Below are 12,969 nucleotides of genomic sequence, written 5' to 3' on the forward strand. Positions count from 1 at the left end.
GACCGTGCCGGGCCACTCGCTCGGCGACGACCCGTTCGACGGCAGTGACCGCGAGCGGTGGTTGGCGTCGGACCTGCGCGCCAAGCTGCGCAAGGTGCTGCTGGCCGACGACGGCCCGGTGCTGCGCTTCGTCGGCTCGGGCGGCGAGACCACCGTCGGCATGGCCGCGTTCGCGCGGGAGGCCGCGGGCTTCCTCGCGGCGTGCCGGCAGCTGGGCCTGGGCGCGGGCGACGTGGTCGCGATCGCCTACCCCACCGGCGCGCGACCGCTGGCGGCGTGGGCCGGCGCCGTGCTCGGTGGGCTGGTGCCACTGTTCGCGCCGCCCAACGACCCCCGCGCGGCCCTGCGCGGGCCCGCCGAGGTGCGCGTGGTGGCGGGACCCGAGGCCCTGGCCGACACCATCCGTCGCCGCCCGCTGCTGTCGACGTGGGCGCCGGCGGAGCCCGAGTTCGACGACGCGGCCGCGTACACCGGCGTGCCCGCGCTGCTGCAGCGTTCGAGCGGGACCACCGGGCCGCACAAGCCGATCGCGATCGACCACCGCCGTGCGCTCGCGCAGCTGTGGGGGCTGGGCCGCGCGCTCGAGCTACGGCGCAGCGACGTGATCGCGAGCTTCCTGCCGCTGCACCACGACATGGGCCTGGTCAGCACGGTGCTGCTGCCGCTGTGCTGCGGCATCTCCCTGGTGCGGGTCGAGCCCCGGCTGTGGCGCGCCGACGCGACGCCGTGGGTGTGGTCGATCGCGCGGCACAAGGCCACGCTGGCGTGGGTGCCACCGGCCGCGCTCGCACGGCTCGTGCGTCGCGTCGCACCGGCCGACGAGCGCGCGATGGGCTCGCTGCGACAGATCGTGTGCGGTGGCGAACCACTCGGTGCCGAGGTCGTCGACGCCTTCCTCGGTCGCTTCGGCGCCGCGTGCAAGCCCGAGGTGATCGGAGCCGGCTACGGCGCGGCCGAGAACGTCGCCGCGATCACGCAGACGCCGGTTGCCCGCGGTGCACGTCGACTCACCGCCGCCCGCGATCGCCTCGCGATCGGCCGCAAGGTGGCGACACCCGAGGCGGGCGAGGCCGCGCTGACGTTGCTGTCGTGCGGCGTGCCGATCGAGGGCACCACCGTGATGGTGCTCGATGCCGATGGCCGCGAGGTCGACGACGGCGTGATCGGGCGCTTGCGGCTGGCGGGCGACTGCGTCGCACCCGGCTACCTCGGTGATGACCACGGCGCCGCGCTGGTCGACGGTGGCTTCGACACCGGCGACATCGGCCTGCGTGACGGCGGCGAGATCTTCGTGCTCGGGCGCGCCGACGAGCTCATCGAGCTCGACGGCATGCTCGTGCTCCCCCACGAGGCCGAGGCTGCGCTCGCCGATCACGACGACATCGAGCCCGGCCGCTGCGCCGCGGTGTGGAGCGAGCGCAGCGGCTTCGCAGTGCTGGTCGAGCTTCGACCCGCGCGGTTGTTCACCAGCGCCGAGCAGCTCGCGGCGTTCGTCGCCGACGTGCAGGACCGCGTCGAGGCCCGCGTCGGTCATCGACCGCGCACGGTGCGTGTGCTGCCGCAGGGCTCGCTGCTCAAGAGCTCTTCGGGCAAGACCGCACGCGCCGCCAATCGCGACGCGCTGCCTTGAGATGCGCTGCGCGCGATGCCGGCGTGCAGGATGCATCTCAGAAGTTGCAGCTCTGTTCGCAGCTGCTGCCGCTGCACGACCAGCAGCACTGGTAGCAGCCGAAGTCGTCGCAGGCGGTCTCACAGCCCGAGCACGCGTCGGGGTCGCACGACGGCGCCGGATCGCCGCCGCCACCCGATCCGCTGCAGTCGCTGACGTCGGTGCCATCCCAGCAGTAGCCGGTGCCCTCGGGCTCGTCGCACTCGCCGTCGTTGGTGTACGAGCACTCGGGTGCCTGCGCGCCGGGGTCGTCTTCGCCGAAGCAGATCATCATGTCGCGGTAGGGCGTCCAGCACTGCGTGCCGTACCAGCCCACGCAGCCGACGGCGTCGCCGCAGGCCGTGAACGCGTCGACCTCGTCCTCGCAGAACACCCACACGCTCTCCGGCGTGCGCGAGAGATCGCAGACCTGCGCGACGTCTTCGTCGCTCACCGGATCGAACTCGCTGGGGAAGCACTCGACGCTCAGGTCCATGTAGGCGCTCGCACTCGCCTCGCAGCTCGACGTGTCGGGCGTGTCGTCGCCCGGATCGTCGCTGGGGTCCTGCCCGGGATCCTCGCCACCCGGCGATGTCCCGAGGCCAACGGGGTTCGAGCCGTGGTGGTCCTCGCTACGATCCTGGTCGCAGGCAAAGACACAGAGGAGCGCGATGGCGAGCGTGCGGTGCATGCCCCCTGTGTGCTTTCGGCGCGAGAATCGATTCCTGCACAGACTCTCCGTGGCGAAGGCAATGGCCACGAGCGGTGGCCAGCACCGTCCCAATCGGGCCGCGACTGGCCACCCGACTTGGGCATCGATTGGGCAGTCGGTCGGGCAACCTCGCGGGATCGCGTGTGGCACCCAGCTTGCTCATGTGGGGGGCATGCTTCGCCACATCGCGCTCGCCCTCCCCTTCGTGTTCGGGCTCACGGTCACCACGGTCGCCGCCGCGGCCGAGTCGACCACGCAGTGCAGCGCGATGCTGGATGACGCGGAGCGGGGCCGCGACAGCCTCGATCGCCTCGAGCAGTCGCTGGTCGAGATCGACGCCGAGCGCATCGAGCTGCTCGACGCGATCGCGCTGCTCGACACCCGCATCGCGGCCGCCCGCGCCAAGGGCAGCGACGCGATGGCGCTGCGTGGCGAGCGGGACGGGCTGCTGCGGGAGGTGGAGCTCATCGATGCGCTGCGCCCCGATATCGTGGCGCAGCTCGAGGCGCTGCGCGCCAGCGTCGACGAGAGCGAGCGCGGCTACATCGCGTGCGTCGAGTCGACGATCGCCCAGCGCTGAGGAAGCCTGGGGGCCCTTCGCGCGGGTGAGCCGCGCTAGCGAACGCGGCGCTCGATCACGAGCGCGGCGCACAGGTACAGCCAGCACGCGAAGCCAGCCGCGGCGCCGACGAAGAGACCGATCACGGCGCCGATGCGCACCGCCAGGCCCATGAGCCCCAGCTCGGCCTCGGCGGCGCAGAGCCACTCGAAGCTCGGGGCGAACCCGAAGGCACCGCTCGCGCTCGCACCGAGGATGCCGAACGAAGCGATCGCGAGCGAGGCCGCCATCGCCGAGACCCCGAGGTGCTCGACCCGACCCAGGCGAAACGGCCGGTCCCACAGCTGCGGCGCCCACAGGGTCACGAAGGTGGTGCTGCCGACCAAGATCGAGAACACGAGGTTGGCCGTGCCGGCGTAGGGCGCGTGCAGCGAGCCGAACCCGACGATGCCCACCACCGCGGGCACCAACGCGCCCGCCAGACCACCCAGGGCCCCGAACGCGGTCATCCGAAGTGCACCCACGCGCCGCGAGCCCCCGCCGGTGCGCACCGCCAGCGCGGTCGCGGCCGCAATGCCGAGCGCGCCGGCGATGCCCGAGCCGACCGCGTAGGCGAGGATCACCAGGGCCATCGAATCCCATGGCAGCTGCTCGGCACCCGGCAATGCGGCGTAGTTCCAGGTCGCGAGGCCCGCACCCAGCAGGCAGGACGCGGCCCCCGCCCACGCGGCTCGGAGGATCCAACTCGGGCGCTGCGTCACGGCCATGCTCGAACCCGCTTCCTTTCGTGCAACGCGGGGCGACGGCGCCGCTTGCAGCCGGAGCCTGAACGCACGGGCCCGCGGGCTCGATCTACGCCGCGGGGTCGATCCACGCCAACAGCCGCTCGGCCACCGGCGCGGGCAGCTCGATGCCCGGCTGCGTCACCGCGGGGCTCATCTCGCCGTGGAAGTCGGAGCCGCCGGTCGCGACCAGATCGTGCGACCGACACAGCCGCAGCCACGACTCGCTCTCGGCCCGCCCGTACGCGCCGTAGTAGGCCTCGAGGCCCTCCAGCCCGAGCTCGCGATGCTGCACGATCAGCGCCTTGACCTGATCGAAGTCGCCGTAGACATGGGGGTGGGCCATGCTCGCGCGCGCCCCGGCGGCAAGCCCGAGCGCGAGCCCGTCGGCGACCGAAAGCCGCTCGAGCGGCACGTCGGCCGGACCGCCGTCCCGCAGGTAGCGGGTGAAGGCCTCCTGCGGGGTCGCGACGACGCCCTTGCGGACCAGCGCACGCGCGACGTCGGGTCGCCCGGGCGTGCGTCCGTGGGTCTGGGACAACAGCGAGTCCGCATCGATCTCGATGCCGAGCTTGGCCAGCCGCACGCAGATGCGCCGCAGCCGATCACTGCGCTCGGCGTGGATGCGATCGAGCCGCTCCTGCAGCGCGTCGAGTCCTGCGCCTTCGCGCAGGCCGTAGAGCAGCACGTGCACGGTGCGACCGTTCTCGCGACAGCTGAGCTCGAGGCCTCGCAGCACGCGAGTGCCGTCGGCCGCGAGCTCGCCGGCGGTCGCCGCGTAGCCGGCACAGGTGTCATGATCGGTGAGGCAGAACAGCGTGACGCCCGTCTGCGCGGCCCGACGCGCGACCTCGGCGGCCGCGAACGAGCCGTCGGAGTGGGTGCTGTGGCAGTGCAGCTCGACGCGCATGCGGGGCCCCTTCAGATGAGCGCGAACCGCAGGCCGCGATCGCGCACGACCAGCGTGGTCGCACCACAGTGACGCAGCGCCTCGACGAGGATCGTCAGGCCCGCGACGATCACATCGCCGCGCCCGCGACCGAGGATCGGCCGCGCGATGCGAGCTTCGAGTCGCTCCCGCGCCAGGACATCGCGCAGGTCCACGACCTCCGCCAGCGACAGCTCGCAGCCGTCGACGCGCTCGCGATCGTAGCGCTCGAGGCCGAGGTGCAGCGCGGCCGCGCTGGTGACCGTGCCGGCGAGGCCATGCAGACGCGGCAGGGGCTCGACCGCCTGGCTCGCGAGCTGCTCGCGCGCGGCCAGCTCCATCGCCGCCAGCTCGTCGGGCGCCGGCGGGTCGTTCCGCACGAAGCGCTCGGTCAGCCGCACCGAGCCGATCGGATGCGAGCGACGCTGGAGGATCTGCGGGCCGGCCCCGACGATCAGCTCGGTGGAGCCGCCGCCGATGTCGAGTACGTGCAGTGGCCCGGCCCCGCCCTCGTCGGCGACGGAGCGGTACGAGAGCTCGGCCTCCTCGTCACCGCTGATGCAGCGGATCGACTGGCCGAGCGCACGGGCGGCGGGCACGAGGAACGCCTCGGTATCCGACGCCATGCGCAGCCCCTCGGTCGCGACCGCGACCACCTCGGCGCCGTGGCTGCGCGCGAGCACGGCATACTCCGCGAGCACGGCGACGGTGCGCTCGATGGCCTCGGGTCGCAGCCGACCGCTGGCGGCGACGCCCTCACCCAGTCGTGTGATGCGCGCGAGATCCTCGACGACCTCGACGCGACCATCGGCACCCCGCGTGCCCACCAACATGAGCACGGTGTTGGTGCCGATGTCGATCGCAGCCCTCAAAGCGCGCGCGGGCCCCAGTCGGGGGTCGTGCCGGCCTTCATCACCGGGATCTGATTGTTGCCGTCCTCGTTGGCGATGACGATGCCGCCGGACGACGAGTTGAACGAGATCAGGCGACCGTCGGGCGCGTAGCTGGGGTCGGTGTGGCGACCGCCGCCCTGGGTGATGCGCTTGAGCTGCCCCGACTTCACGTTGACGGCGAAGATGTCGAAGTTGCTGCCCTCGCGGCCGGCGTAGGCGACCCAGCTGGCGTACTCACCCTCCCCGGGGCTCCAGTCGGGCGTCTGGTTGTATTCGCCCTTCTTGGACAGACGCGAGGCCGAGCCGCCCGCCGAGGTCATGCGGAAGATCTGCGGGCCACCGGCGCGGCTCGACACGAAGGCGAGCTGGTTGCCGGCCGGGCTCCACGACGGCGAGCCATCGATCGCGGCGTTGTTGGTGAGGCGCGACTTGATGCCGCCGCCCTGGTCGATCAGATAGATCTCGCTGTTGCCGTCCTTCGACAGCGTCAGCGCGATGGTGCCGCCCTGCGGGCTCATCACGCCGCCGAGGTTGAGGCCCGGCTGCTTGCTGATGCGCGTGGGCTCGCCGCCGCTGCTGATCCACAGGTCGGGGTTGCGCTTGGCGTAGCTGGTGAAGACCACCTGCCCGCTGGGGCCGATCGACGGCAGGATGTTGAGTGAGCGGTTGTTGGTGATGCCAGCGACGTTGCCGCCGTCCATCTCCATCGTGAACACGTTCTTGCTCACCTCGGGGCTACGACGCGTGCGCACGAATGCGATGCGTGATCCGAACACCCCGGGCGTGCCGGTGTAGTACTTGATCACTTCGTTCATGAACTTGTGCGCGGCCTTGCGCTTGTCGCCACCGGGGAAGCCGAGCGAGAGCACGGGCTTGTTGCCCTTGGCGAGGTCGTACAGCTGAAACTTGATCTGACCGCCGACGTCGGCGTTCTTGATCACCGCCTGCGCGCCGACGGCGTTCCACTGGTCACGGTCGAAGCCCGTCTCCTTGATGAGCGCCGCGGGGATCGACTTGCGGTCGATGACGTGGAAGCCGGCGGAGAGCTCGGCGTCGCGCCGGATGACCTCGCCGACCTCGTCGCCGGCCGGCACCCCGAGCTCGAGCAGCACCACGCCACTGCCACCGACATGCTGGGGCTCGTCGGGCGCGGCGTTGACGGTGGCAACGTCCTGGCCAGCCCAGTAGGCGCCGAGTGCGAGCAGCGAGATGAGCGTCGTGGTGCCGAGCAGAGTTCGCTTCATGGTCTTGGCCTCGAGAGGAATCGGGCGTGAGCATAGCCAGGCCAGCTCGATTCCGAAAGGGCCGACGGGCCCCCCGCGGGGATTATTTAGGCCGCAATCCAACCGCTTACGCGGGCGTTGTTGGCTTTGCACCGTCGACGTGACCGGGTCGCACACGATCCGATCGGCGCACGATGTCGGTGGGGCAGAGTTGGGCGGCGCTGCGCGAGCGCGCGGGCGCGTCAGCGCGTCGCGGAGTTCACCAGGGCTGCGAGGACGACCACACGAACGTGTAGCGGATCTTCGCGCAGCGCGTAGGCATCTGTGCGGCCAGCTCCGCGGGGATCGGAGGGAACTGCAGCCGACCCACCGCCAGCACCACCGCGTCGACGACGTCGACCGAAGCGCTGCCGCCCTTGCGGGTGACATCGTCGATCGTGCCGTCCTTGCACACGCTGATCTGGAAGCGGACGTCGCCCTCACCAACCTTGCGTGCGAAGCCCTGCACCTTCATGCCCGCCATGACCTCGAGCACCGCGGTCGCCCACGGGTCGCCATCGCGGGTGAGATCGTCCCAGCCACCCGGCTCGCCGAACGGCCGCCCGCGTCGCTGCGGCGGCCCCGGCAGGTTGCCACCGCCGCCACTGCCACCGTGTGGCGCCGGCGTCGGGTGGGCGCCACGCGTACGGGGCTTCGGCTCTGGCTTGGCGGGCGCATCGACGTCGGTGGATACCGCCGGCTTCGCGGGCTCGGGCGTCGCGGGCTCCGTCGGAGCCGGCGCGTCGACGAGCGCTGGCGCGTCGACGAGCGCTGGCGCGTCGACGAGCGCTGGCGCGTCCGGGGCCGCGGCCGCGCCCCGATCGGCAGTCGCATCACCGATTCGCGCGATGGTGCCGGGCAGGAACTCGAGCTCGTCGAGGCCGGCATCCTCGCTCGCGCGCGCCGGGGCCGACGACTGCAGCACCACGGCGAACAGCGCAGCGACCGAGATCACCCCGGCCACCCCGCCTGCGCTCGCCCAACGGTTGCTCGCATTCGGCGTGCGGCTCGGCATCCCGCTCACTTCACCTTGGTGGCGGTCCAGACGAACGTGTACTTGATCTTCGCGCACTTGCTGCCCATCGAGTCGGCGACCTTCTTGGGCGGCTTGGGGATCTCGAGCTGCTCGAGCGCGAGGCGTACGGCGGCCTTGCCGTCTTCGGGCAGGCTACCGCCCTTGTTGAGGACCTCCTCGATCGTGCCGTCCTTGCAGATCTTGAGCTGGAACTTGTAGTCGCCGTTCTTGGCCTTGGCGGCGTAGGCCCCGACCTTGAGGTGGTTGAGCGCCTTCATCACCTCGGTCGCCCACGGATCACCATCGCGGGTGAGGTCGTCCCAACCATCCGGATCACCGAAGGGGTCGCCCTGATCCTGCTGCACGGTCGGCAGGTCGTTCTGGTAGGGCGTGTTCGAGTGCGTCGGCGTCTTGCTGGTGGGGAGCTTCTTGTCCTTGTTGTCCTTGACGGTCGGCTTGTCCTTCGAGATGTCCTTGGGCTTCTCCTTCGGAGGCTCGGTGGGGACAGCCTTCTCGTCGGTGGTGACCGAGTCCTTCACCGGCTCCTCTTCGACCGGATCGGGCGCGCGGGTCTCCTGCACGATGATCTTCTGCGGCAGCTCCTTCTCGTCGATCTTCTGACCGAGCTTGGCGAGCGTGCCGGGCGTGAAGTCGATCTCGAACGCGTCGTCCTCCTCCTCGGCGGACTCGTCGCCGGCGGCGTTCGCCACCGCGGAGCCACCCAGGAACAGCGCGAGCGAGGTCAGCGCGAGACCGCCGACGCCACCGACGAACGCCAGCGGGTTGCGCAACAGATCGCGGAAGTCGCGGCCCACGCTGAGAAACAGCGCGCCCAGGGGATTGCCCGAATCGACGTTGGAACGGCTCATGTCATCCCCCTCGAAGCGCCTTCGTATCGGGCTTCGCGACGAAGCCCACCGACGAGATCTGCGCCTGCTTCAGTGCCACCAGGACATCAACGATCTTGTCGAACGGTACGTTCTGATCGCCCTGGAGAAAAACCATCCCGTCGGCCTGCAGCTTGGCGTTCGCGGCGAGTTCCTGCTGCATTTGCGCTGGATCCTCGGAGAGCGGCAGCGGGCCCAAGAACACGTGTCCCACCTTGTCCACGGAGATGACGCTGTAGAGGAAGTCTTCTTCAGACATCTTCTTGCCGCGTCCGGCCGGGATGTCCACGTCGTGGCCCTCGGGGCCCATCATCGGGGTCGCGACCATGAAGATGATGAGCAGGCACAGCATGACGTCGACCAGGGGTGTGACGTTGATCGCCGACATCGGCGCGTCGTCGCCATGGCCCGGGTCGTTGTTGATGATGCTCGACATGCCGTGGGTGCGCCCCTCGATGTCTAGAAGAAGTGCCGCTTCACGATGTTCATGAAGTCGTTGCCGAAGTTCTGCATCTCGGCGCCGAGCACCTTGAGACGGCGCTGGAAGTAGTTGTAGAGCACGACCGCAGGCACGGCGCTGGCGAGCGCGAGCGCGGTGGCGATGAGCGCCTCGGCGATGGGGCCGGCAACCGACGCGAGGTCGGCCTTGCCGGCCTCCGAGATCTTCGCGAAGGCGTCCATGATGCCCCAGACGGTGCCGAACAGCCCGACGAACGGGGCGGCGGAGCCGGTGGTGGCGAGGAACGGCAGCAGGTTCTCGAGCTTGGTCTGCTCGCTGGTGCGGGCACGGGCGAGGGCGCGCTCGACGTTGTCGGAGTCGCCCATCTTCTCGTGCATGCTGGTGTCGCCCTGCTGCTGCGCGGCGGCGGCGGCCTTCTTGACCTTCGAGAGCTCGATGTAGCCGGCGCGGAACATGGCCGCGATCGGGCTGTACTTGAGCTGCTCGGCGACCCGATAGATGTCGTCGAGCCGCTTGCTGTCCCAGAACTTGTTGAGGAACGTGATCGACTGCGCCTGCGCCATCGAGACGTGGATGAGCTTGTAGAACACCACGAAGACCGTCAGCGCGACGAACAGGAACAGGATGATGACGACCCCGAGAACGACGCCCTTGGAGTGCGTGATGAGCTCGACGTAGTTCAGCTCGGCGAGCAGGGTTCCCAGCGAAACGGGAAGCGGCGGCAGTTGCGGCGGGGTCACGATGGCTCGCAGGCTACCACGGCGGCATCGGGCCCCTCAAACCCTCAGCCGTGGCAAAGCGGCCCGCAGCCGCCGTCGGCGTGACCGGCCCCACCCCATCCCCATCCCATGCCATGCGCGGCCGCGGATGTTCACCGGCGCGGCTCGTTTCGGCCGGCGAGCGGGCGCGCGCTCGGCCTTGCTATGCTGCGCGCCCGGAGCGATGCCAGTGGCACCCGAGCAGCATGACTCCAGCGCGCCTGCCCGCCGGCGCGGGTGCGCCGTGCTGCCGCTGCTGCTGTGCGCGTGTCAGGCCGGTGGCGTGGTCGAGCTCAACTGGGCGTTCGTCGATCGCGACGGCGACCCGATCTTTCCCGGTGGTTTGTTCACACCGCAGCTGCGCGACGCCTGCGACATGCCGGCGCGTCGCGGCACCGCCTCGGCGAAGATCGATCTCGGCGTGGAGCTCGCGATCTGCGACGTCGACTGCGCCGGCGACTGCGAGGGCGACTGTCGCATCGCGGAGCCGGAGCGCTTCGCCTGTGACGTGGCGAGGACGACCCTCAACGACGTCCCGGCGTCGTCGCAGCCGTACCTGTTCGTGCTGCGGGCGGTCATCACCGGCGCGGGCGACCCCTGCGTCGCGCCGCCGCCGAGCTGCATCGCGGTGCCGGGCCCGCGCGAGCGCTCGGTGGCCCAGGGCCAGGTGACCGATCTGCAGGTGTTCCAGATCGCCGTCGACATCGATCGCGGCGGTGACGACACGCTCGACTTGGAGGCCTGTGGCTGTGGCTGACCGCCTGCGACTGCCGACGCCCTTGCTGCTGCTCGCGCTGACGGGCGCGTGCGTCTTCCCGAGCGACAACCCCACCGGCATCGAGTTCTCGTGGCTGTTCAAGGAGCACGAGGCCAGCGACGGCGACGCCGGACGACGCGTGCGGACCTGCGAAGGCGTGCACGCCGAGACGATGGCGGCCGAGCTGCAGGACACCGGCGATCCGGGCCGCCACGGCGTGTTCCGCTTCGTCTGCGAGGACGGCTTCCAGACCGCCAACGACCTCGCGCGCACCGCCTCGGAGGCGTTCGTCGAGCTGCACCCCCGCGACTACGAGGTGACGCTGTCGGTCGACGACGCCGGCGATCACGAGGTGCTCGCGCAGCGGACCGTCGACGTGCTCGCGCGCGCCGTGACGCTGGAGCTGTGGGAGCTGGCGCGCGCGCCGATCACCTGGACGCTCGACCTGCAGCACGCCGACGCGTGCGGCGACGTCGGCGTCGCGCTGTACTACGACGACCCCGTGCGCGACCTCGCGGAACCCGAGCTCGACGACGAGGGCGCGGCGGTCCCGCTGCTGTACCGCACCACGCTGCGCTCCGATCGCGGGCTCGATCTCACCGGCGAGGCCGGTAGCTGTGAGTCCCGCGGGGGTCTGCACCGCTTCGAGGCCTTCGACGCCGGGCGCTACCGCCTCGAGCGCACCGTCGACGGCGCCAGCTGCAGCGTTGTGCTCGATCTACGCGAGACCGGCACCACGGTGGTGGATCTGTCCAGCGGGTGCGGCTAGCCGCGCCGCGATCGCGCCACGCGGGCCCTCGCGTCCCGACACCGATGCATCGCCCGCGCTCGCCTGCTAAGGTCCGCCGGGCATGACGCGGCTTCCTCGCAGCACCGCCTCGCGCGTCGCCCTTGCCGGGCTGGCGCTGGTCGGTGGGTTCGGCTGCAACCAGACCGCATCGTTCCGTCTGCGCTGGCAGATCGAAGCCCGCGACGGCGAGCTGCTGCCGGTGACCGATCCGCTGCAGTGCAGCGAGTTCGGTATGAACACCATGCGCGTCCTCGTGACCGACCCGGCCGGGCTGGTCGCGTTCGATGACGTGCTGCCGTGCTTCGCCCACGGCTTCGCCAACCCCGAGCGCATGTTCGAGGGCCCCGAGCTCGACGCCGGTCACTACATCGTCGAGGTGCGCGGGCTCCAGCGCGACCTCCAGCCCTGGGAGGACGCACCGCTGGATCCGACCTCGACGCAGTTCTGCAGCGGCGCCGCCGCGACCATCGCGTGCAACGAAGTCGACGTCGCGTGTGACTGCCAGCAGTTCGACGCCGAGAAGGACGTGACCGTCACCCTCGACCCGTTCGTGTTGACGGCGCCCCGCGAGTGCATCGACGGCATCGACAACGACCGCGACGGCCTGGTCGACGACGAGGACGCGGCCTGCGGCATCGACGGCCTCGCGTCCGAGTCGCTCGAAGTCAGCGCCGTGCAGTTCCGTGCGGTGCTCAGCCTGTTCGACGGCAACCCGCGCATGACCTGCGAGGGCGTGCGGCTCATCGACCTGCGCGCACGCGTGTGCCGGCTCGATGATCTCGGCGACGACGGAGCCTGCGACGACACGTCGGCCGTCACGCTCGATCCGGTGCCGTGCCGGCTCGGTGAGCCCAGCTTCTTCGCGACCACGTTGGGTGAAGGCGAGTGGGTGCTCGAGCTCACCGGTCGCGGCCCCGGCGGCACGCTCACCACCGTCCCCGCGACGTTCCCCTTCACGCTGCAGCCTGGGCCCGGCGCATTCGTGCCCATCGCGGTCGACTTCCCGGCCGCGGCGTTCGAGCCCGCGATCGAGGCGGCCGCCGCCTTCGCCCTCGAGTTCGCCCGCGGCGACGCCGAGTCCACCGCGACGCGCACCTGCCTGCCCCCGGTCGACGGCGGCACGCTCGCGATCGCCGACCTCGTCCTCGAGCTCCGCGACGCCCACGGTGGGCCGTTGCCGAGCCCCGCCTCGCTGTCCGACGGCACGGTCCTCGACGGCACGCCGATCCCGTGCCCGAGCGCCATCGTCCGCACCGCCGCGTTGTCGTGGGGCGGCTTCAGCCTGCGCGCGCAGGCCCGCGCTGCCGACGGCACGGTCTGCTTCTCGACCGACACCCCCGATGGTGGCGGCGCGCCGCTGGTGCTGGCGCCGGGGTCTTCGGCCGTCTCGCTGGTGATCCCGCGCGTGCTCGACGAGAACGGCCTTCCGCCCGCTGCGTGCCGCGACTGCACCACCGACGTCCAGTGCGGCGACGGCACGTGCGTCGACGGCCTGTGCGAGTGAGCGCAACGCAGGTG

At 70.9% G+C, this 12,969-nt stretch carries 14 protein-coding genes; 5 read left to right on the top strand and 9 right to left on the bottom strand.

Annotation, left to right across the window (positions count from 1 at the left end; translation table 11 throughout):
- Window positions 1-4: 4 nt before the first annotated feature.
- Complete coding sequence (locus tag IPH07_32900) at window positions 5-1,630, top strand: AMP-binding protein (GenBank protein ID MBK6922236.1); 1,626 nt, start codon at window positions 5-7, stop codon at window positions 1,628-1,630.
- A gap of 37 nt (window positions 1,631-1,667) precedes the next feature.
- Here the strand turns inward: IPH07_32900 and IPH07_32905 are convergent, their stop codons facing one another.
- Window positions 1,668-2,339, bottom strand: a complete 672-nt coding sequence (locus tag IPH07_32905) for a hypothetical protein (protein ID MBK6922237.1) — start codon at window positions 2,337-2,339, stop codon at window positions 1,668-1,670.
- A 193-nt stretch (window positions 2,340-2,532) separates the two neighbouring features.
- Here IPH07_32905 and IPH07_32910 point away from each other — a divergent pair, with 193 nt between their 5' ends.
- Window positions 2,533-2,940, top strand: a complete 408-nt coding sequence (locus IPH07_32910) for a hypothetical protein (protein ID MBK6922238.1) — start codon at window positions 2,533-2,535, stop codon at window positions 2,938-2,940.
- A gap of 35 nt (window positions 2,941-2,975) precedes the next feature.
- On the opposite strand, the gene IPH07_32915 is transcribed toward IPH07_32910, so the two are convergent.
- The 8 genes from IPH07_32915 to IPH07_32950 all read right to left on the bottom strand — a co-directional run bounded on the left by IPH07_32915 (window position 2,976) and on the right by IPH07_32950 (window position 9,871).
- Entirely contained in the window at window positions 2,976-3,680 is a 705-nt protein-coding gene (locus IPH07_32915) for a hypothetical protein (protein MBK6922239.1), read from the bottom strand.
- Between the two features lie 91 nt (window positions 3,681-3,771).
- Entirely contained in the window at window positions 3,772-4,611 is an 840-nt protein-coding gene (locus IPH07_32920) for a PHP domain-containing protein (GenBank protein ID MBK6922240.1), read from the bottom strand.
- Between the two features lie 11 nt (window positions 4,612-4,622).
- Entirely contained in the window at window positions 4,623-5,462 is an 840-nt protein-coding gene (locus IPH07_32925) for a Ppx/GppA family phosphatase (GenBank protein MBK6922241.1), read from the bottom strand.
- Window positions 5,463-5,497: 35 nt separating this feature from the next.
- Window positions 5,498-6,766: a PD40 domain-containing protein gene (locus IPH07_32930; GenBank protein ID MBK6922242.1), complete on the bottom strand. Its 1,269-nt coding sequence runs from the start codon at window positions 6,764-6,766 to the stop codon at window positions 5,498-5,500.
- Between the two features lie 238 nt (window positions 6,767-7,004).
- Window positions 7,005-7,799 carry a hypothetical protein gene (locus tag IPH07_32935; protein ID MBK6922243.1) on the bottom strand — a complete coding sequence of 265 codons (795 nt, stop codon included), beginning with the start codon at window positions 7,797-7,799 and terminating at the stop codon, window positions 7,005-7,007.
- 5 nt (window positions 7,800-7,804) lie between these two features.
- The gene (locus IPH07_32940; protein ID MBK6922244.1) at window positions 7,805-8,668 is read right to left on the bottom strand and encodes a hypothetical protein; all 864 of its coding nucleotides are present in this window, start codon (window positions 8,666-8,668) and stop codon (window positions 7,805-7,807) included.
- Window position 8,669: 1 nt separating this feature from the next.
- Window positions 8,670-9,122, bottom strand: coding sequence for a biopolymer transporter ExbD (locus tag IPH07_32945; protein MBK6922245.1), 453 nt, complete (start codon window positions 9,120-9,122; stop codon window positions 8,670-8,672).
- 23 nt (window positions 9,123-9,145) lie between these two features.
- Window positions 9,146-9,871, bottom strand: coding sequence for a MotA/TolQ/ExbB proton channel family protein (locus IPH07_32950; GenBank protein MBK6922246.1), 726 nt, complete (start codon window positions 9,869-9,871; stop codon window positions 9,146-9,148).
- Window positions 9,872-10,088: 217 nt separating this feature from the next.
- Between IPH07_32950 and IPH07_32955 the strand changes: the two genes are divergently transcribed.
- The 3 genes from IPH07_32955 to IPH07_32965 all read left to right on the top strand — a co-directional run bounded on the left by IPH07_32955 (window position 10,089) and on the right by IPH07_32965 (window position 12,955).
- Window positions 10,089-10,661: a hypothetical protein gene (locus IPH07_32955; protein MBK6922247.1), complete on the top strand. Its 573-nt coding sequence runs from the start codon at window positions 10,089-10,091 to the stop codon at window positions 10,659-10,661.
- Window positions 10,654-11,430 (top strand): hypothetical protein, encoded by a 777-nt coding sequence (locus IPH07_32960; GenBank protein ID MBK6922248.1) that lies wholly within the window; start codon window positions 10,654-10,656, stop codon window positions 11,428-11,430. Before IPH07_32955 ends, IPH07_32960 begins: the two co-directional genes overlap by 8 nt.
- An 82-nt stretch (window positions 11,431-11,512) precedes the next feature.
- Window positions 11,513-12,955: a hypothetical protein gene (locus tag IPH07_32965; protein ID MBK6922249.1), complete on the top strand. Its 1,443-nt coding sequence runs from the start codon at window positions 11,513-11,515 to the stop codon at window positions 12,953-12,955.
- Window positions 12,956-12,969: the final 14 nt, after the last annotated feature.

This window comes from Deltaproteobacteria bacterium (assembly GCA_016709225.1).
GTDB lineage: Bacteria > Myxococcota_A > Polyangia > Nannocystales > Nannocystaceae > Xiheibacterium > Xiheibacterium phototrophicum.